This is a genomic window from Micromonospora sp. NPDC000442 (assembly GCF_042898635.1).
GTDB lineage: Bacteria > Actinomycetota > Actinomycetes > Mycobacteriales > Micromonosporaceae > Micromonospora.
Genome location: NZ_JBIAYZ010000009.1, coordinates 201,261 through 220,625 on the forward strand (window position 1 = coordinate 201,261; position 19,365 = coordinate 220,625).

Annotated in this window: 19 protein-coding genes; 14 read left to right on the forward strand and 5 right to left on the reverse strand. The window is 71.1% G+C overall.

Annotation, left to right across the window (positions count from 1 at the left end; translation table 11 throughout):
• Positions 1–164 precede the first annotated feature (164 nt).
• The 10 genes from ACFY2A_RS17075 (at position 165) to ACFY2A_RS17120 (ending at position 9,372) form a co-directional block, all read left to right on the forward strand.
• Positions 165–800 carry a hypothetical protein gene (locus ACFY2A_RS17075; protein ID WP_387172583.1) on the forward strand — a complete coding sequence of 212 codons (636 nt, stop codon included), beginning with the start codon at positions 165–167 and terminating at the stop codon, positions 798–800.
• The gene (locus tag ACFY2A_RS17080; protein ID WP_387172585.1) at positions 800–1,561 is read left to right on the forward strand and encodes a hypothetical protein; all 762 of its coding nucleotides are present in this window, start codon (positions 800–802) and stop codon (positions 1,559–1,561) included. The genes ACFY2A_RS17075 and ACFY2A_RS17080 overlap by 1 nt, the downstream gene beginning before the upstream one ends.
• Complete coding sequence (locus tag ACFY2A_RS17085; protein WP_387172587.1) at positions 1,558–3,153, forward strand: phage baseplate assembly protein V; 1,596 nt, start codon at positions 1,558–1,560, stop codon at positions 3,151–3,153. The genes ACFY2A_RS17080 and ACFY2A_RS17085 overlap by 4 nt, the downstream gene beginning before the upstream one ends.
• Complete coding sequence (locus ACFY2A_RS17090) at positions 3,153–3,491, forward strand: hypothetical protein (protein ID WP_387172589.1); 339 nt, start codon at positions 3,153–3,155, stop codon at positions 3,489–3,491. Before ACFY2A_RS17085 ends, ACFY2A_RS17090 begins: the two co-directional genes overlap by 1 nt.
• On the forward strand, positions 3,488–3,955 hold the full coding sequence (locus tag ACFY2A_RS17095; RefSeq protein WP_387172591.1) for a GPW/gp25 family protein: 468 nt from the start codon (positions 3,488–3,490) through the stop codon (positions 3,953–3,955). Before ACFY2A_RS17090 ends, ACFY2A_RS17095 begins: the two co-directional genes overlap by 4 nt.
• Positions 3,952–6,549: a putative baseplate assembly protein gene (locus tag ACFY2A_RS17100; RefSeq protein WP_387172593.1), complete on the forward strand. Its 2,598-nt coding sequence runs from the start codon at positions 3,952–3,954 to the stop codon at positions 6,547–6,549. The genes ACFY2A_RS17095 and ACFY2A_RS17100 overlap by 4 nt, the downstream gene beginning before the upstream one ends.
• The gene (locus ACFY2A_RS17105; protein WP_387172595.1) at positions 6,530–7,135 is read left to right on the forward strand and encodes a phage tail protein; all 606 of its coding nucleotides are present in this window, start codon (positions 6,530–6,532) and stop codon (positions 7,133–7,135) included. The genes ACFY2A_RS17100 and ACFY2A_RS17105 overlap by 20 nt, the downstream gene beginning before the upstream one ends.
• On the forward strand, positions 7,132–8,055 hold the full coding sequence (locus ACFY2A_RS17110) for a hypothetical protein (RefSeq protein WP_387172597.1): 924 nt from the start codon (positions 7,132–7,134) through the stop codon (positions 8,053–8,055). The genes ACFY2A_RS17105 and ACFY2A_RS17110 overlap by 4 nt, the downstream gene beginning before the upstream one ends.
• Before the next feature lie 76 nt (positions 8,056–8,131).
• Positions 8,132–8,587: a hypothetical protein gene (locus ACFY2A_RS17115; RefSeq protein ID WP_387172599.1), complete on the forward strand. Its 456-nt coding sequence runs from the start codon at positions 8,132–8,134 to the stop codon at positions 8,585–8,587.
• Positions 8,588–8,601: 14 nt separating this feature from the next.
• Positions 8,602–9,372 (forward strand): hypothetical protein, encoded by a 771-nt coding sequence (locus ACFY2A_RS17120; RefSeq protein WP_387172601.1) that lies wholly within the window; start codon positions 8,602–8,604, stop codon positions 9,370–9,372.
• A 30-nt stretch (positions 9,373–9,402) separates the two neighbouring features.
• On the opposite strand, the gene ACFY2A_RS17125 is transcribed toward ACFY2A_RS17120, so the two are convergent.
• On the reverse strand, positions 9,403–10,014 hold the full coding sequence (locus tag ACFY2A_RS17125; RefSeq protein ID WP_363919852.1) for a TetR/AcrR family transcriptional regulator: 612 nt from the start codon (positions 10,012–10,014) through the stop codon (positions 9,403–9,405).
• Positions 10,015–10,105: 91 nt separating this feature from the next.
• Here ACFY2A_RS17125 and ACFY2A_RS17130 point away from each other — a divergent pair, with 91 nt between their 5' ends.
• From ACFY2A_RS17130 to yidC, 3 genes are all read left to right on the forward strand, one after another.
• Positions 10,106–11,152: an aldo/keto reductase gene (locus ACFY2A_RS17130; protein WP_387172603.1), complete on the forward strand. Its 1,047-nt coding sequence runs from the start codon at positions 10,106–10,108 to the stop codon at positions 11,150–11,152.
• A 91-nt stretch (positions 11,153–11,243) separates the two neighbouring features.
• Entirely contained in the window at positions 11,244–11,528 is a 285-nt protein-coding gene (locus ACFY2A_RS17135) for a DUF6412 domain-containing protein (protein ID WP_363919856.1), read from the forward strand.
• A gap of 96 nt (positions 11,529–11,624) precedes the next feature.
• On the forward strand, positions 11,625–12,551 hold the full coding sequence (gene yidC / locus ACFY2A_RS17140; protein WP_387172605.1) for a membrane protein insertase YidC: 927 nt from the start codon (positions 11,625–11,627) through the stop codon (positions 12,549–12,551).
• A 93-nt stretch (positions 12,552–12,644) separates the two neighbouring features.
• Here yidC and ACFY2A_RS17145 read toward each other — a convergent pair whose 3' ends face one another.
• The 4 genes from ACFY2A_RS17145 to ACFY2A_RS17160 are packed head-to-tail and all read right to left on the reverse strand — an operon-like array spanning position 12,645 to position 18,143.
• On the reverse strand, positions 12,645–14,981 hold the full coding sequence (locus tag ACFY2A_RS17145; RefSeq protein WP_387172607.1) for a glycoside hydrolase family 3 N-terminal domain-containing protein: 2,337 nt from the start codon (positions 14,979–14,981) through the stop codon (positions 12,645–12,647).
• A 35-nt stretch (positions 14,982–15,016) separates the two neighbouring features.
• Positions 15,017–15,832 (reverse strand): carbohydrate ABC transporter permease, encoded by an 816-nt coding sequence (locus ACFY2A_RS17150; protein WP_387172609.1) that lies wholly within the window; start codon positions 15,830–15,832, stop codon positions 15,017–15,019.
• A gap of 47 nt (positions 15,833–15,879) precedes the next feature.
• Positions 15,880–16,878: a carbohydrate ABC transporter permease gene (locus ACFY2A_RS17155; protein ID WP_093402620.1), complete on the reverse strand. Its 999-nt coding sequence runs from the start codon at positions 16,876–16,878 to the stop codon at positions 15,880–15,882.
• Complete coding sequence (locus ACFY2A_RS17160; RefSeq protein WP_387172612.1) at positions 16,875–18,143, reverse strand: ABC transporter substrate-binding protein; 1,269 nt, start codon at positions 18,141–18,143, stop codon at positions 16,875–16,877. The genes ACFY2A_RS17155 and ACFY2A_RS17160 overlap by 4 nt, the downstream gene beginning before the upstream one ends.
• A gap of 202 nt (positions 18,144–18,345) precedes the next feature.
• Between ACFY2A_RS17160 and ACFY2A_RS17165 the strand changes: the two genes are divergently transcribed.
• A complete protein-coding gene (locus tag ACFY2A_RS17165; RefSeq protein WP_387172614.1) occupies positions 18,346–19,338 on the forward strand; it encodes a LacI family DNA-binding transcriptional regulator in 993 nt (330 codons plus the stop codon).
• Positions 19,339–19,365 lie beyond the last annotated feature (27 nt).

Sequence of the window (19,365 nt, forward strand, 5' to 3'; positions counted from 1 at the left end):
GGGCCGACGGACCAGGCGGATCGGATGGATCGGGCGGATCGGGCCGGCCGGGTGGTGTCCGCCGGTGGTGGAGCCGAAGGGCGGTCCGGGCAGTCGGGGCGGCGGGAGCGGACGCTCACGACGGGGCCGCAGCCCAGACACCGATTCACCAGCCGGCGGAGCCGGTGTGGAGGGACCAGGGCACGACCCACGCCCGGTTCCACATCGGTGCGGAGCGGCCCCGCGCCGCTCCGGCAGCGGCGGGGTCGCCGCTGCCAGACGCCCCGACCCCCCGGCACACCGGTCCAGCGAACCCGGACATCGCTTCGGCGAGCCCGCCCACCGACGCGGCGGGCCGGCTCACCGGCTCGGCAGGCCGCCAGCCCACCGACGTGGCCGGCCCGCAACCGGCCGGGCAGCCGCCGAGCAACTCCGAGGCGCGCGCGGCCGGAGCCGTCCCGGGGCACCGCGCGGTGCTCCGGCTGGTTTCCGGGCACCAGCGGACGGCCGACCCCCGCCTGCCAGGCGGGGACGGCTGGGCAGGACGCCCGGTCCGGCCCAGCGACGGACGCTGGTTCCCCGACGGAGCCGCCACCGGCGACGGACGCTGGCCCGGCAGTGGGCTTCCCACCGGCGACGGACGCTGGCCGGTGGGCGCGGACGTCCGCTGGCCGGAGCTGGAGTCGTCGCGCGGTGGGCGTACCGGGCCCGACCCGTGGCCGCCCCTTCCCGACGACCGGGCACTGTGGTCGGCGCCCAGACCGGCCGACGGCAGCGAGCACCGGACGCGTCGGCTCGACGGGGAACAGGCAGGTGGCTGATGCAACGGGTGGCCTTCCTCATCGACACCGGCGAACGGATCGACTGTCTGCTCAACCCGGAGACCGTGCAGGTGACCCGCCTCGCCGGGGTGCGTCAGCGGGGTGGCTCCGACGGCCAGCTCACCGGCGCCGGGCTGGCCGACGACCCGTTGCTCTTCACCGGCGGTGGCCGCACCGAACTCGTGCTGGACCTGCTCTTCGACATCGACTTCGCCGAGGGGCAGGTCCGTCCCACCGACGTGCGGGCGCTCACCCGACCACTCTGGATGCTGGCCGAGAACTCGGCGGTGGAACACGGCTGGCTGCGGCCGCCGCTGGTGCGGATGGTCTGGGGCAAGACCTGGAACGTGCCCGGTGTGATCGTCGCAGTGGCGGAACGCTTCGACGCGTTCACCGCCACCGGCTCCCCGCGCCGCTCCTGGCTGCGACTCAAGCTGGTCCGGGTGGCGGAGGACGCCCGCCGCGCCGAGGAGGGCTTCGCCGAGGAACTGTCCGCCGCACAGACCCCCACCGTCGCCCCGGGCACGGCCGTGGTGGCTGCCGGCGACGGCACCGCCGACGCCGACACCTCGGGCGTACGCTTCGATCTGCTCGCCCACGACGCGCTGGGCTCGCCCCTGCGTTGGCGGCTGCTGGCCGAGCACAACCGGATCACCGACCCGCTGGCCGTGCCCGCCGGCACCGCTCTCGCCGTACCGCCGCTGCCCGGCACCGGACCGGCAACGGCAGCATCGGCCACCTCTCCCGGGACCGGGTCGTGACCGCCACCGCGCCCCGGGCGCTCACCGTGCTGCTCGACGGCAGATCGCTGCCCGACACGGTGGCCGGCCGGGTCATCTCGGTACGGGTGGCCGCCCGCCTGAACCGGCCCACCCAGTGCGAGGTGGCGCTGCGTACCGGCCCCGGCACCGCCGCACTGACCGGGCCGGTGCACGTCGGCGCGAGCCTGGACGTCCGCCTCGACGGGCACCCGGAGGCGCTGTTCACCGGAGAGGTCACCGCCGTCGAGGTCGAGTACGCCGCCGACGGCACGGCCACGCTGCGGGTGCGCGGGTACGACCTGCTGCACCGGCTGCGCAAGCGGCAACGGATCCGGGTCTTCGAGTCGGTCACCGCCGCCGCGCTGGCCACGGAACTCTGCGCCGACCTCGGCCTGCGCGTCGAGGCGGAGGTCGACGGCCCCCACCTGGACCGGCTGCCGCACCACCGGCCCAGCGACCTGGACCTGCTCGTCGAGGTGGCCGGACGGGCCGGGCTGCACCTGATCCTCGACGGTGACGTGCTGCGACTGGTCACCCTGGACGGCCACGGCGAAACGATCCCCTTGGAGCTGGGCGACGACGTGCACGGCCTACGGTTGTCGGTAAACGCCGACAGCGCCGCCGGGGAGAGCGCGGTGCTGGGCTGGCATCCGCAGCGGGCCGAACCGATCGCCCAGAGCGTCGACACCGCCCGCTGCGGGCGTCGCACCCCGGCGGACCCCGATCCGGCCGATGTCGGCGCGGACGGCACCCGTACCGCCCTGGACCAGCCGGGGCGCAGCGACGACGAGATCGCCGCGCTGGCCCAGGCCCGGCTCGACACCAGGGCCGCCGCCCTGGTCACCGCCGACGGAACGGCCAACGGTGACCCCGCGCTGCGGCCCGGCCGTCGGATCCGGCTGACCGGGGTGGCCGAGCCGGTGGCCGGCACGTACGTGTTGACGGAGGTGGTGCACACCGTCGACGCGAACGGTCACCTGAGCCGTTTCTCCACCCTGCCGCCACCGGCGCCGCGCACCGGATCGCCGGCACCGGCGGTGGTCACCCTCGGCATCGTCACCGACGTGACCGACCCGGACGGTCTGGGCCGGGTACGGGTGGAGCTGCCCGCGTACGGCGGGACGGACGCCGGCTGGCTGGCGGTGCTGTGTCCGGGAGCGGGCCGGGGCAAGGGGCTTGTCGCGTTGCCCGATCCGCAGGACAGCGTGCTGGTGGCGCTGCCCGGTGGTGAGCCGGCCTCCGGCGTGGTGCTCGGCTCGCTGTTCGGCACCGTCGAGCCGTACGACACCGGGATCGACGACGGACGGGCCCGGCGCTGGTCGCTGCGTACCGCCGGTGGCCAGCAGGTGGTGGTCGACGACGTGGCGCGCAGCCTGCGACTGAGCACCGACGCCGGCAGTTGGCTGGAACTGACGCCGCAGCTGGCCACCCTGCACGCCGCGACCGATCTGGTGCTGTCCGCGCCGGGTCGGGCGATGGTCGTCCGGGCCCGCAGCGTCGACTTCCTGCACGCCGAGACCGTCGAGGACCCGGAGACGGCGGCCGAGCGGGCCCGGGTGCTCGCCCGCGCCCACCACGAAGGAGGCAGCTGATGCGCTGGATCCACCGCGACTCGGTGATCAGGTGCAGCCACGACGGCCGGGTCCGCAACCGGGCGTCCCAGGGATGGGTCACGGTGGCCGGCGTCCCGGTGCTGGTGGCCGACGATCCGAAGGGCCGGGAGGTCGTCGCCTGCCCGAACTACGGTGCCACGGTCAAGCCGTGCACCGGCACCGAGGCGGTGCGGGCCGGCTACAGCGACTGGATACGCGTCGACGACCGACGGATCGTGCTGTCGCACCTGTCCGGGTTCACCAACGGCAGTCCACCCGGCCAGTTCACCTACCGGGTACGCGATCCCCGGCAGCGTTTCGTGGGGGCCGACCGGTGAGGGCGATCCGGTTCGTCGGTGCCGGCTTCGACCCCGGTCAGGGCGGTGGGCTCGGGTTGACTGCGGCCGGCGGCCTGGCGATGACCGACGGCGACGAGACGGTACGCCAGGCGCTGTTCCTGCTGCTGTCCACCACACCGGGCGAGCGGCTGATGCGACCCGGGTACGGCTCACGCCTGCACCGGCTGGTCTTCGCGCCGAACGATGACACCACCGCCGGGTTGGCCATCCACTACGTCCGCGCGGCCATCGCACGCTGGGAGCGCCGGGTCGACGTGCTCGACGTCGACGCCGGACCGGATCCCGACGACCCGTGGCGTCTGGTGATCCGGCTGGACTACCGGATCCGGGCCAGCCTCACCCCCGGCCAGCTGGTCTTCTCGGTCGATCTGCTGCCCGCCGACAACGACCCGCCCGCCGGGCCGACCACCGGTTCCGACGCCGACATCGAGGAGGCACGATGACGCTGCCCGTGCCGCACCTGGACGATCGGACCTTCCTCGAACTGGTCACCGAGGCCCGGGACCGGATCCGGCAGTCCTGTCCGGAGTGGACCGACCTGTCCGCGCACGACCCCGGTGTCGCGCTGCTGGAGGCGTTCGCGCATCTCACCGAGGTGATGATCTACCGGCTGAACCAGTTGCCGGAGAAGGCGTACGTCTCCTTCCTCAACCTGCTCGGGGTGACCCGCCACCCACCAACGGCGGCCTGGGCGGATGTCCGGTTCACCCGTACCGGCCCGGACAAGGCCCCGCTGCGGATCCCCGCCGGCACCCGGGTGGCCGCCGCCCGGGGTGCCGACCCACGGCCGGTGGTCTTCGTCACCTGCGAGCCGGCGCTGCTCGCCGCCGGGCAGCGCGAGGTGACCGTCCGGATGCACCACTGCGAGCCGGTGGAGGCGGAGTTGCTCGGTGTCGGCACCGGGCAGCCGGGGCAGGTGCTGTGCGCCGGACGCGCGCCCCTGGCGCGGACCGCCGAACCGCTGGACCTGCTGCTCGGTGTCGAGGTGCCGGCCGGCTCGGTGGAGCTGGGCGCCGCGGCTCGGGAACACGACGGGCGCACCTTCGAGATCTGGCGGGCGGTGGACAGCTTCGCCGGCCTCGGCCCGCAGGACAAGGCGTACCTGGTGGACCGGTGCTCGGGCACGGTGACCTTCGCCCCGGCGCTGGACCTGCGGGCCGTCGACGGCGGGACGCTGACCTTCGGCGACGGCGCGATCGCGGCGGTGCCACCGGCCGGGCGGCAGGTTCGGCTCTGGTACCGCGCTGGCGGCGGACCGGCCGGCAACGTGGCCGCCGGCACCCTGACCAGCCTGCGTGACCCGCTGCCGGGGGTGAAGGTGGTCAATCCCCTGCCGGCGGCCGGTGGCCGGGAACTGGAGGCCATGGAGTCGGTGCTGCTGCGCGGGCCGTACGCCTTCTTCGCCCAGCAACGTGCGGTCACCGCCCGGGACTTCGAGGTGCTGGCCACCGCCGCCGGCGGGGTGAGCCGGGCCCGCGCCTTCACCCGGGCCGCCGTGTACAGCTTCGCGCGCCCCGGTGAGGTGGAGGTGGTGCTGGTGCCGTACGTGCCGGACGAGGCGCGGCCCGGCGGTCGACTGCCGGTGGCGGTGCTCCGCGACCACGAGGTGGAGGAGGTCCGGTTGCGGGTCGAAGCGGACCTGGAGCGCCGCCGTTCGCTGGGTACCACCTGCCGGGCCACCTGGGCGCGGTACAAGGCGGTGTCGATCCGGGCCCGGGTGGTGGTCCGCCGGGAGGAGGACGTCGACGCGGTACGCCGGCGCATCCACGACCGCCTGCACCAGACGCTCAGCCCGCTGCCGACGACGCTCAACCCGACCGGCTGGGCGTTCGGCGAACCGCTGCGGGCGTCCAACGTGTACCGCCTGCTGGAGCACGCCGAGCCGGGGGTGCGCTACGTCGAGTCGGTGCGGTTCGAGGTCGACGAGGCACCGGACAGCCAGGTGCGCACCCTGGCGGCCGACCAGTACCAGCCCCGCACCTGGTACGCCGGTAGCGGGGCGGTGCTGTTCCGCTCCACAAACGCGGGGGCCGGTTGGGAGCCGGCGGGACGCTTCGACGGGGAGACCGTGCAGCGGGTGGTGCCGGCGCCCGCGCCGGTGCGACCCGGCATCGTGCCCCGGGCCGGTTCGGTGGCGGTGGCGACCGTACGCACCGGCGGCGGGTCCCGGGTACACCTGAGCACCGATCTGGGTGAGACCTGGTCGCTGCTGGCCGACCTGGACTCGCGGGTCGGCGACCTGGCCTGGATCGACCGGGACGGTGCGGGAGCACTGCTGGTCGCCACCGACACCGGCCTGTACGAGGTTTCCCTGCTGCCGGGTGCGGTGCCGTTGCAGATCCTGGTCGATCCGGCCGACGCGGACCGGGGCTTCTACGCGGTGCGGGCGTTCGTCTCCGAGCGCGGCGCGGCCGGGGTGGCGGTGGCCGCCCAGGCCGGTTTCGGGGTGTACCTGTCCAACAACGCCGGCCGACCCGGCAGCTTCAGCCACATCGGTCTGGCCAACGTCGACAACCGGGTCCTCGCCGTGCAGTACGACGGTCCGGCCACCCTGCTGTGGAGCGGTACCGGTGAACCGGATCCGAAGAAACCCGGCCAGGGCTGCTTCCGCGCCCGACTGTTCGAATCCGACGTGAAATGGCAGGCGCTGTCGGCGGGCTGGATCGGGGGCACCTGCCGGGACCTCACCTTCAGCGGTTCCCTCGCGCTGGCCGCGACGCAGAGTGGCGGGGTGCTCCGGCTGGACACCCTCGCCGCGCAGCCGCAGTGGACGGCGGTGTCGGTGAACTGCGGGCTGCCGTTGCGCGACCGGACCCGGTTCATGCCGGTGGACGCGGTCGCCGCCACCGGCGCGGCGGAACGCCTGGTGCTGGCCGGCGGGGAACGCGGCGTGCACCGCAGCGATGACGCGGTGGAATGGTCGGCCAGTGCCAACCAGTCCACCGCCGACGTGGTGACCGTCCCGGACACCTGGCTGCTCTGCTCCGGCGAGCACGACATCGAGGTGGTGCGGCAGGATGCGACGAGCGGCCATTGAGCGGCTGCTGCCCGCGGCCTACCAGCGGGCGGCCGTGCCGGGCAGCGTGCTGTGGGCGCTGCTCGACGTGATGGAGGCGTTGCACGCCCCGGACGAGGCGGTGCTGGCCGAGGTCGACGCGCTCTTCGCGCCGTACCGGGCACCGGCCCCGATGGTGGCGTACCTGGCCCGGTGGGTGGCGATGGACCACCTGGTCACCGCGCCCCGGCGGGACGTTCCCCTGCCGCTGCCACTGAATCGGCTGCGCGATCTGGTGGCGCACGGCGCCCCGCTGGCCGCCTGGCGGGGCACCCCGGAGGGTCTGCGTACCGCCCTGGAACTGGCCACCGGGGTCACCGGGTTCGTCCTCGACGAGCCGGCCGAACGACCGTTTCATCTGGTCGTCCGGGTGCCCCCGGACGCCGCCGACCAGCTGGCCCTGATCGACCGGATCGTGGCGGCCGAGAAGCCGGCCGCCGTCACCGCCGAGATCACGGTCGAGGATGTGCCGTCCGAACGGGCGGTCGGCCGGGCCAGCGTGCCGTCGCCCACTGTCGCTCCGCCCGCTCCCGCCTCCCCCGTTTCCGCTCCCGAGGAGCCGTCATGACCACCGAATGGACAGTCGTCGCCGCCGCCGAGCAGTTCACCCTGGACGCCCGCAACGCCGGTGAGCTGACCTTCACCGTCTCCAACCCGGGCGTCGCACCGGACACCGTGGTGTTCGACGTGGCACCCGGCGAGGGCACCCAACGATCGTGGTTCACCGTCACCGAGCCCCAACGGGTGGTACCGGGCCAGGGTTCGGTGTCGTTCCTGGTCCGCCTGGCCGTGCCGGCGGGCACGCCGCCGCGACGCTACGACATGACCGGGTTCGCGTACTCGGCGAACACGGCACCTGAGGAGAGTTCCCGCTCCAGCGGCCGGGTCACCTACGAGGTACGCGCGGTGGCGCCGCCGAATCGTACGCCCTGGCCCTGGATCGCCGCGGCGGCGGCGTTGGTGCTGGTGGTCTCGGCGGTGGTGGTGTTCCTGGTGGCCCGCGACGACGAGCCGCCACCGCAGGCGCAGGTGGTGACCGTCGAGGCGGAGACCCTGGTGACCGGGGCCCGGGTCGATTCACCGTCGGGTTCCGGGGCCACCGTTCAGGTGCAGCAGAACTGTTGCGAGGTGACCTGGTCGCAGGATGCTCAGCTGTTCTTCCTCGGCCGCGCGGTAAACGACCGGGTGACCGTGACGGTGGAGCTGCCCGCCGAGGCGACCTGGCAGTTCTCCGCCGTGCTGACCACCTCGTTCGACTATGCCAACACGGTCTTCCTGATCGACGGCCGGCAGGTCGGCGACCCGTTCATCGCGTTCACCCCGAAGGTGCAGGTCACCGACTGGGTCGACGTGGGTCGGGTACGGCTCGGCCCCGGGACGCATGAGATCACCCTGGTCGCGATCGGCAAGACGCAGAGCACGAACCGCTACTTCGCCGGCATCGACCTGCTCCGGTTCACCGAGGTCGCGCCGGAGGACCGGCGATGAGCGAGCGGCAGCGAGCGAATCATCAACTCAGCGCGGCGGTGCCTCATGACGGCACGCAGCGAAGCGAAGTGCCGACATGAGCGGGCAGCAGAAGGCGCTGCTGGCGGCGCTGGGCGTACTGCTTGTGGTGCTGTTCGCGGTGGCGGTGGGCGCGGGCAGCGACGACCGGGGCGACCCGGCGGCCCGGCACCCGCTGGTCGACCTGCTGGGTCGGGCCGGCGGTGGGCGAAGCGCCGTCGATCCGGCCAGCGTGGACGCGGACTGTGCCGAGGCCACCGGCCAGTTGGTGATCAACGGCCGCTGTGAGCTGCGCATCGCCGACCCGAGCGGGCTGCGCACCCTGATCCTGCGCAGCCCGCAGGCGTTCGGCGTGCGGGCCACGGCCCCGGGCGACGCCGACTTCACGGTCACCGACGAGGTGGATCCCGCCGCCGACGGCAGCGGCGCCGTGGCCCGCGTCGCCGTCGACCGGGCCACCACGGTGCTGGTGAGTTGTCCGGCCGGGTGCCTCGTCACGATCGCGCAGGACTGAGGCGGGAGGTCGGCATGGGTGCGCTGCGCAAGCCGTTCCTGCTGCTGGCGATGCTGGCGCTGGTGCTGGCGGTCGGCGTGGAGGTGGGCGCCGGGCTGCTGCTGGGCGGCGGTGACGCCGGCGCGGAGTTGGCCGGCAGCGCCACCGACCTCGGTGTGGAGGTCGGCGACGTACGGGAGGTCAGCGAACCGTCCGGCCGTGGTACGGGCTATCTGGCGCTGATCGACGCGGCGGCGCTCTGGACGACCGGGCTGTTCTGCCTGGGCCTGGTGCTGCCGGACCGGCTGCACGGCCGGATCCAGGGCCTCGCCACGCTGATCTTCTCCATCGTCCTGATCATCGTGGCCCTGCTGGCGCTGGTGCTCGCGTTCGTCGAGCTGACGATCATGGTGTCGTTGTTCCTGGCCCCACCGTTCGGCACGCTGGCCTACCTGGCGTTGTGGGGGTTCTTCCCGGTCGGTGAAGCTGCGGTGCTGCTCGGGCTGGTGCTGCTGCTCAAGCTCGCCTGGGCGGGGCTGCTGATCCTGGCCCAACCGAAGTTCCTGCAGAACAAGGGCCTGGTCCTGCTGATCCTGACCAGCCTGCTCTGCACGGTGCTGCTGGAGTTCCTGCACCACCTGGTGCCGGTGATCCTGGTGAGCATCCTCGACTCCGTGGGCGCCCTCGTCTTCGCGATCATCGCTGTCGTCTGGGCGCTGGTGCTGCTGATCGGCGCGATCCCGGCGATCGTCAAGGCGGTGCGGGCCACGGCCGCGCTTCGCGCCGAACCGGACCCGCACGGCTGAGAGACTGGCCTGACGGGATGAGCTGTGTCGTCAGTTGGAACCGCTGGTGGGCGTGTAGACGCCGGCGTGGGCCGCTGCCGCTGCCGCTGCGGCGGCCCGGTCCGCCGTGGCCTCGTCGACGGGTTCTCCGGTGACGAGCAAGCGGTAGTAGAGCGGTGCCGAGACGGCGCGGATGACCTCGGCCGCGTCCGTGCCCTGAGGCAGTTCCGCCCGCCGCACGGCCTGCTCCACGCAGGGGGTCCACTCGGCGATACGGACGGCGTAGAAGCGGTGCAGCGCCTCGGCGGCACGGGGGTCGCAGGTCGCGGCGACGATGACCGCCCGGAACAGCGCACCCTGACGCGGGTCGACCAGGGTGCGCTGCACGAGCCGGGCATTGGCACGCAGGTCCTCGATCAGGGATCCGGTGTCGGCGCGCGGTAGCGACTGCTCCGCCATGTCCGTCAGCAGGTCGGCGACGAGGCCGGCGACCGTGCCCCAGCGGCGGTAGACCGTTGTCTTGCCCACCTCGGCGCGGCGCGCCACGTCGGCGAGGTCGAGACGATCGAAGCCGTGCTCGACGAGCGCGTCACCGGCAGCTCGGAGCACGGCCGCGCGGACCCGGGCGGTCCGCCCTCCGGGTCGAGTCGCGCCGACGGCCATAACGGGTCTCCAGTTCCCTTAACTGCGGTTGGCTGCTAGCGTAGCCGACGCACTAACGAAACCGCAGTTCCCTTAGTGGAAGGCTTTCATCGTGGAGTACCGACGACTCGGGGCATCCGGACTCACCGTGCCCGCCCTCAGCTTCGGCACCGGCACCTTCGGCGGGTCCGGCCCACTCTTCGGCGCCTGGGGCAACACGGACGCCCGGGAGGCGAGACGCCTCGTGGACATCTGCATCGAGGCCGGGATAACCATGTTCGACACTGCGGACGTGTACTCCGACGGCGCGTCCGAGGAGGTGCTGGGGCAGGCGATCAAAGATCGACGCGACGCCGTCCTGATCTCGACCAAGAGCGGCCTGCCGACCGGTAACGGGCCGAACGACGCGGGAACCTCACGGGCCCGGCTCATCCGATCGGTCGACCTGGCGCTACGCCGACTCGGCACCGACTACATCGACCTGTTCCAGCTACATGCCTTCGACGCCGCGACGCCCGTCGAAGAAGTCTTGGCGACCCTTGACGACCTGGTACGGGACGGCAAGATCCGTTACCTCGGCGTCTCCAACTTCGCCGGCTGGCAGCTCATGAAATCCCTTGCCGCAGCCGACCGGGACCATCGCCACCGCTACGTGGCACATCAGGTCTACTACTCACTCGTCGGTCGGGACTACGAGTGGGAACTGCTGCCCCTGGGCCTCGACCAAGGCGTCGGAGCCGTGGTGTGGAGCCCGCTCGGCTGGGGACGACTCACCGGCAAGATCCGCCGCGACACACCGCCACCGGCCACGAGCCGGCTCCACGCGACCGCCGCCTTCGGCCCACCGGTCGACGACGAGCACCTGTTCCGCGTCGTGGACGTCCTCGACGAACTGTCCCGCGAGACCGGCCGGGCAGTGCCGCAGATCGCGATCAACTGGCTACTACGACGGCCCACGGTAGCCAGCGTCATCATCGGCGCCCGCAACGAGGCGCAACTGCGGCAGACCATCGACGCTGCCGGTTGGTCACTCACGCCGGAACAGACAGCCCGGCTCGACACCGCCAGCAGCCGCACCGCGCCCTACCCGTACTTCCCGTATCACCGCCAAGAAGCCTTCGCCAGGCTCAACCCTTCGCCGATCCCGACCACCCCCTGAACGAAGGCCCCGGCCTCCGTCTCGCCGACCGGAAGCGGCGGCACGACCGGCTGGACACCCGCGTTTGCTTACGCCAGATATGGTTGCCCTTGTGATCGGGCTCGGCGTGCTCTGGCACCTCGTCGGTGTGTTGGCCGACGTCGGTGCGTCCAGCATGCTCTCCGGCACGGCGGCGGTGACCGGGGTGCTGCTGACCGCCCTGCTCGCCGCCGCGGTGCTGCTCACCGGGGCGACGGCCGACTCCGACCAGCGGATCACCCGTCGGATGCTGCGTGAACGCTCCGGTCGTACGGGCGTACCCCGCCACCGCGATCCGGACGCCGCCGGCCGGGCCCGCCCCAGAGCTCCCACCGTCGCGACCCTCGCGGTCGCCTGAGCCTGCTCACGTCACTCATCTCTGCCGCTCGTCGGCGACCGCTGGTGATCGTTCCTGTGCACATCAGTCGTAGTCGCTTTGTCGAGGGGTGTTCCCATGTCCATGATCTACCACGCCATCTCCGAGATCCTGTTGTTCTGGCACAGCACCTGGCAGCGGCTGCTCGGCGACGCGTCCGCGTTGGGCACCGACTGGTCCTGGGTGCTGGGCATCGTTTTCCTGGTGCTCACCGTCCGGATCATCCTGTTCCCGGTCTTCGTCAAGCAGATCCGGTCGCAGCGGGCGACGCAGGCGTTGCAGCCGAGGATCGCCGAACTGCGGGCCCGGCACCGCGACGACCGGGAGACCTTGCAGAAGGAACTCGTCGAGCTGTACCGGGTGGAGAAGGCCAATCCGCTGATGGGCTGTCTGCCGATGGTGGTACAGATCCCGGTGTTCCTCGGCCTGCTGCACGTGCTGCGTCATCTCAAGCCCACGATGCCCGAACATCTGAAGACCTTGTACGGCTGGTCGGTCACCCAGTTCGACAGCGCCTCGTCGGCCACGCTGTTCGGCGCACCGATCGCGGGTACCTTCGGCTCCACCGGGCAGGACCTGGCCCTGCTCGGCGCCGACGCCGCCACGGTCCGGATCGTGGCCGCCGTGCTGATCGCGACGATGGTCGCCACGACCTACCTGTCCAGCCGGCAACTGATCCTGCGCAGCGGCTGGGCCGCGGACCCGCAGCAGCGGCTGGTGCAGCGGCTGATGCTCTACGGCATCCCCGCCTCGCTGCTCGTCTCCGGACTGATCTTCCCGATCGGCGTGATCATCTACTGGGTGACCACGAACCTCTTCTCACTCGGCCAGCAGACCTGGATGCTGCGCCGATACCCGCCGCCGGCCAGTGGTGCCACCGGCCCGGACGCACCTACCGGCACACCGAAGGCCGTCCCGAACCGCACCGGCGTCGAGCCTGGGCGGGCAACCACACCGAAGGTCGGGGCTAAGCCGACCAACCGCCGCCGGAGGCGCACCACCTGAGCCGCGCCGCCGGGGTGCGATCCAGGGCAGTTCCCGATGACGGGGACTGCCCTGGATCGCCCGCCCGGCCACCGTCGCGGCGGTGGCCGGGAATCAGCTGATCTCGGCGGTCGTCCAGCGGGCGGAGGCGTTGGTGACCGGTGCCACGTCGCCGACCAGTGTGGTCGACGCCTCGACGTCGCGGCGCGCGCTGGTGCCGACCCAGAGGTCGACGTCACCGGGCTCCACCACGCGGGTGAGCGTCCGGTCGGAGAACGCCAGCCGGGTGGTGGGCACCGTCAACGCGACCGTGACCGACTGGCCCGGCGCCAGGTGGACCCGCTGGTAGCCGAGCAACTGCGCCACCGGTCGGGTCACCGACGCCACCAGGTCACGGCCGTAGAGCTGCACCACGTCGTCGCCGGCCACCGCACCGGTGTTGGTGACGCGCACGCTCACCGTCAGCGCTCCGTCGGTCGGCACCGTGGCCGGCACCGTCAGGTCCGTGTACTCGAACGTCGTGTAGGACAGCCCGTGGCCGAACGGCGCCGCGGGCGTCGCCAGCAGGTTGGTCACCTCGTTGCCGTCGCCGAGCGTGGGATGCAGGTACGAGTACGGCTGCGCCCCCGCAGACCGGGGCAGGCTGACCGGCAGCCGGCCCGACGGGTTGACCCGCCCGGAGAGCACGCTGGCGATCGCGCCGGCACCCTCCTCGCCGGGGAAGAACGTCTGCACCACCGCCGCGCAGCGGTTCAACGCCCAGTCGATGGCGTACGGGCGGCCGGTGAGCAGCACCAGCACGACGGGCCGGCCCGTCGCCAGCACCGCCTCGATCAGGTCCCGCTGCACACCCGGCAGCTCCAGATCGTCCCGGTCGCAACCCTCGCCGACCGTGCCGCGCCCGAACAGACCCGCGTGGTCACCCACGACAAGTACGGCGACATCCGCTGCGGTCGCCGCGGCGACCGCAGCGTCGAAGCCGGAGCGGTCGTCGTCGTCCACCTCGCAGCCGCGGGCCGAGGTGATCACTTCGGTGCCGAACTCGGCGCGTAGCGCGTCGAGCACGGTCGGCACCTCGATACCGGTCTCCACGTCGGGATGCTGCACGAGCACGTGGTTGAGGAAGGAGTAGCAGCCGAAGAGGGCACCCTGCCGGTCGGCGTTCGGCCCGATCACCGCGATCCGTCGGCCCGCCGGCAGCGGCAACGCGCCCTGGTTGGCGACCAGGACGATCGACTTCTCCGCGAGGCTGCGGGCGATCGCCCGGTGCTCGGGCGAGTCGAGGTCAACCACCTGGGCGGGCTCGTCGGTGAAGGTGGCGTCCAGCAGCCCGAGTTCCAGTTTCTGCCGCAACACCCGCAGCACCGCCTGGTCGATCACCGACTCCTCGATCCGGCCGGCACGCACCGAATCCGCCAGGGTCAGGTACGCGTCGCCGGTGGGCAGCTCGATGTCGACACCGGCCGTCAACGCCTGCACGGCCGCGTCCGCGTGGTCACCGGCGACCTGGTGCAGCAGGTTCAGGAACGCCACACCGTAGTAGTCGGCCACCACCGTGCCATCGAAGCCCCACCGGTCCCGCAGCAACCCGGTAAGCATCGTCGGGTCGGCGGCCACGGGCACTCCGTCGATCTCGGCGTAGGAGTGCATCACGGAACGCGCGTCGCCGTCGAGGATCGCCATCTCGAACGGTACGAGCAGCACGTCGGCCAGTTCGCGCGGACCGGCGTGCACCGGCGCGAAGTTGCGCCCGGCGCGGGAGGCGGAGTAGCCGACGAAATGCTTGAGCGTGGCGTGCACGCCCTGCGACTGAAGGCCACGCACGTACGAGGTGCCGACGGTGCCGACCAGATACGGGTCCTCGGCGATGCACTCGTCGACCCGTCCCCAGCGGGGATCACGGATCACGTCGAGCACCGGGGAGAGCCCCTGGTGGATGCCGAGCGCGCGCATCGACGCCCCGATCGCCGCAGCCATCTCGGCGACCAGGTCGGGGTCGAAGGCGGCCCCCCACGCCAGCGGGGTGGGGAAGGTGGCCGCCTTCCACGCCGAAAGCCCGGTCAGGCACTCCTCGTGCACGATCGCCGGGATGCCGAGCCTGGTCCCCGTCACCAGGTCGGACTGGAATTTCCACAGCCATGACGCCCGCGATACGGCCTCGACGGGCCGGGTGCCGTAGGCGCGGGTGAGGTGACCGAGCCCGTGCCGGGAAAAGTCTTCGAGCCTGCCGATGTCGCCGAACTCGCCCTGCAACGGCGCGACGGCCTCGCCCTCCACCTTCTCCCAGAAGCCGACGAGCTGCGCGATCTTCTCCTCGATCGTCATCCGACCCAGCAGTTCACGGACGCGCGTCTCGCCATCGGACCCGTACCGGTCGGGCCGGTCGTGGCCCGATCCTGTCTGGGCCGGCACCGGTGCCGGCCCGCCCACGACCTCGCGGACCTCAGTCATGCTGTGTTACCCCTTTGTGTTCGTGCCGCTGCCGCTCAGCCCTTGACCGCACCCTGGAGGCCACCGACGATCTGCTTCTCGGCGAACGTGAAGAAAATAAGTGCCGGCAGCATCGCCAGCGAGGTGAAGGCGAGGATGCCCGCCGTGTCGGAGGTGTACTGGCTGGAGAAGTTCTGCACGCCCAGCGGCAGGGTGTGCAGGCTCGCGTCACCGAGCACGAGCAGCGGCAGCAGGAACGCGTTCCAGCTGGTCACGAATGCGAGAATACCGACGGTGACCAGCGCGGGCCGCGACAGGGGCAGCAGGATGCGCCAGAGGAACCCGAGCCGACCGGTGCCGTCGATGGCCGCCGCGTCCTCCAGCTCGCGGGGGATGGCGGTGAGGAACGGTCGCAGGATCACGATCGTCAGTGGCAGCGCGAAGGCGACCTGCGGCAGGATCACCGCGTAGTACGAGTTGATCAGGTTGAGGTCACGCAGCATGAGGTAGAGCGGCAGGATCGCCGCTCCGGCCGGGAACAGCAGACCGAGGGTGAAGAAGGTGTAGAGCACCTCACGGCCCCGGAAGGTGTAGCGGGCCAGCACGAACGCGGCACAGACCCCCAGCACCACGACGCCGATCGTGGTGCCCAGGGACACCACGGCGCTGTTGAACACCTGCCGCCAGAAGTCACTCTGGGTCAGCACCCGGGTGTAGTTGTCCCAGACCCACGGGTCGGGCAGTCCGGCCGGATCCGCGACGATCTGCGGCGTGGTGCGGAAGCCGCCGATGATCACGTACACCACCGGAGTGATGGACACGGCGGCGACCGCGAGCGCCAGCGCGTAGGTGAGCGGGTTCCCCCACGACACCGGGCGACGCTTGGCGACTGGAGACAGGACGGCGTTCGCGGCCACGATCAGTTTGCCCTTCTGGTGATGGCGCCCTCGATGTCACGACGCAGGAGGAAGCGCTGGAACAGCACCGCCGCGACGAACGAGATGGCGAACAGGATGACCGCCACCGCGTTGCCGTAGCCCCACAGGCGGGCGAAGAATCCGTTGTCCACCATGTACGTCGCCATGGTGGCCGACGCACCCAGCGACCGGACCGCGGGCACGGAGGTCACCCAGATCACGTCGAAGACCTGCAACGAGCCGATCATGGACAGGAACATCCAGATCCGGATCGTGGGCCCCAGCAGCGGCAGCGTCACGTGACGCTGGATCTGCCACCAGCTCGCACCGTCGATGGCGGCGGCCTCGTTCAGCTCCTGCGGCACGTTCGACAGACCGGCGAGCAGGAGGATGATGGCGAAACCGACGTACTTCCAGGTGAGGACGGCCAGCATCGTCCAGATAACGATATCGAGGTCGGCGAGCCACGCCTGCACGAGGCTGCCCAGCCCCAGCGATTCCAGCATCGCGTTGACCGTGCCGGCGTCGGACAGCAGCAGCTTCCACATGATGCCGACGGTGACCTCGGCGAGCACGTACGGCACGAACGCCAGCAGGCGGAACAGCGTACGGCCGCGGAAGTTGCGGTTGAGCAGCAGGGCCACGCCCAGGGCGATGGGCCCCTGGATCAACAGTGACCCGAACACGATGATCGCGTTGTTGCGCAACGCGTCGATGAAGATCGGATCCTGGAACGCCAGGACGTAGTTGTCGAAGCCGACGTAGTCGGTCGGCGGTCCGACGCCACGCCAACGGAACAAGCTGTAGTAGAAGGCAAAGCCCATCGGGACCAGCACGAACATCACGTAGACGATCACGGCTGGCGTCGTGAGCCCGATGATCTCGTACCACTTGCGTCGGGTCTCGGCGGCCCGAGCTGACGAGCGTCGGGCAGGCCGGGGTCCCGCCGGCGGCGCGGATGCGCCGCCGGCGAGGTCCAGGGTCGGGTTGGTCGAGGTCACTTGCGCGCGGCCGCCTTCATGGCCTCGACAACCTGCTCGGGGGTGCCGTTGCCGGCGAAGATGGCGACGATCGCGTCGTTCATCGCGTTACCGACGGTGCTGCCGAACGCCGTGTCCAGCCAGAGCTGCACGTAGGTGGCGCTGGTGGTGGCCTCCAGGATGGACTTCAGAGCCGGGTCCTTGACGCCGTCCTCGGCGCCCTTGGCGACCGGCAGGCCGGTGCCGGTCTCGGCGTAGCCCTTCTGCACCTCGGGGCTGACGATGTACTTGAGGAACTCGACGCACTCGGCCGGGGCGTTCTTGGCGCAGGCGAAGCCGTCGCCGCCGCCCAGAGCCGCCTTCGGGTCACCGGCGGAACCGGCGATGGCCGGAACCGGGAACCAGCCGATGAACTTGTTCAGCGCCTCCTGGTCCTCGGTGACGGTGTCCAGGGTGCCCTTGTTCCAGTCACCCATCAGCTCCATCGCGGCCTTGCCGTTGGCCAGCATGCCGTTGGCGCTGGTCGGGTCGTTCTGACCCGGCGTGGCGATGAAGTTGGGCTGGAACGGCTCGGTGTCGATGAAGGCCTTCAGGTCCTGACCGGCCTTGACGAAGCACTGGTCGTCGAAGACGTTCTCGAGGGAGGCCTTCCGCAGGGTGTCGACCGAGCAGGCGCGCAGCGCGAAGTTGTACCACCAGTGCGCGGCCGGCCACTTGTCACCGGCACCGACGGCGATCGGAATGACGTTGATCGCCTTGAGCTTCGTGACGGCGTCGTTCAGCTCGTCGAAGGTGGTCGGCGGAGCGGCGATGCCAGCCTGCTGGAACAGATCCTTGTTGTACCAGATGCCCTCGATGCCCATCCGGTACGGCAGGCCGTACTGCTTGCCGTCCACCTGCCAGATCTCGACCGCGCTGCCGATGTTGGCAGCCTCGTCCTTGACCTGCTCGGTGATGTCCTTGAGGTAGTCGGCCTCCACCTGCTCGCGGATCTCGCCGCCGCCCCACGCCTGGAAGATGTCCGGCGGGTCGTTGCTCAGCAGCGCGGCGGGGAGCCGGGTGCGCTGAAGCTGGTTGGTCTCGATGCCCTCGATCTCGATAGTGACCGTGGGGTGCAACGCGTTGAAGTCCTTGGCGACCTTTTCCCAGTAGGTCTTTCCGGGACCGTCCTGGGAGGCGTTGTGCCACCAGGTAAGCGTCACCGGGTTCTTGTACAGCTCGCTCTCGGCAGGTGCCTCGTCCTCACCGCCGCCACCGCAGCCGGCGACGAGTAGTGCGGTTGTCATGGACAGCGCTAGAAAGGTGGTTGCACGGCGCTTTATAGCCATCGATGTCTCCTCGACCAGTCAGTCGGGTGCTCGGCCTGAGCGAGTTTTTCAGTCGGGTAACCCAGTGTCAATCGGTGTCGATAACGTTTTCGACTCGTCTCCGTAACCGGCCCGACGGCCCTCTATCATCATCGACGTGGCGTTTCCCCAGCGTGTCAAGATGTCGGACGTAGCCCGCACCGCCGGCGTCTCCGTGGCGACCGTATCCAAGGTTGTGAATGGCCGTTACGGAGTGGCACAGGCGACCGTGGAACGGGTTCAGCAGGTCATCCGTCAACTCGGCTACGAGGCGAGCCTAGGGGCACAGAGCTTGCGCAGCCATCGCACAAACGTCCTGGGCATCCTGGTCGCCGAGTTCGAGCCGTTCTCGACCGAGCTGCTCAAGGGTGCCAGCGTGGAGGTCGCCGGCACCGGCTACCAACTGCTGGCGTACTCCGGCGGCGACGGTGCCGGGACGGCTGTCGGTTGGGAACGCCGCTCGCTGGCCCGGTTGTCGGGCACGCTCATCGACGGCGCCGTGATCGTCACGCCGACCGTGGTGGAGACCAAGCAGGGCTTCCACGTCGTGGCCGTCGACCCGCACACCGGCCCGTCGGGGTTACCGACCGTCGATTCCGACAACTTCGCCGGTGCCGTCCTGGCGACCAACTACCTACTGTCCCTCGGCCACCGCCGCATCGGGCACATCAGTGGCCGCCCCGACCTCGAATCGTCCCGCCTGCGCGAGGCGGGCTTCCGGCAGGCCATGGCCGACGCGGGCGTGACCGTGGACGAACGGCTGGTCCGGGTCGGCGGGTTCCGGATCGAGAGCGCCGCCGAAACCGCCGCTGAATTGCTCTCGTTGCCCGACCGCCCGACCGCCGTCTTCGCCGGTAACGACCTCTCCGCGATCTCCACGATCGACGTCGCCCGGAGCCTGGGCCTGTCGGTCCCCGACGACCTGTCCGTGATCGGCTTCGACAACATCCCGGAATCAGCGCTGGTCAACCCACCGCTGACGACGATAATGCAGCCGTTGCAGCGGATGGGCGCCGAGGCGTTGCGCCTGCTGGTCGACCTGATCGCCGGCGTCGAACGGGACACCCACATCCGGCTGCCCACCGAACTGGTCGTCCGCTCCTCCTGCCGCCCCCACGACCCCACCGACACCTAGCCACCCCGCCGCTCGACACCCGGCGGC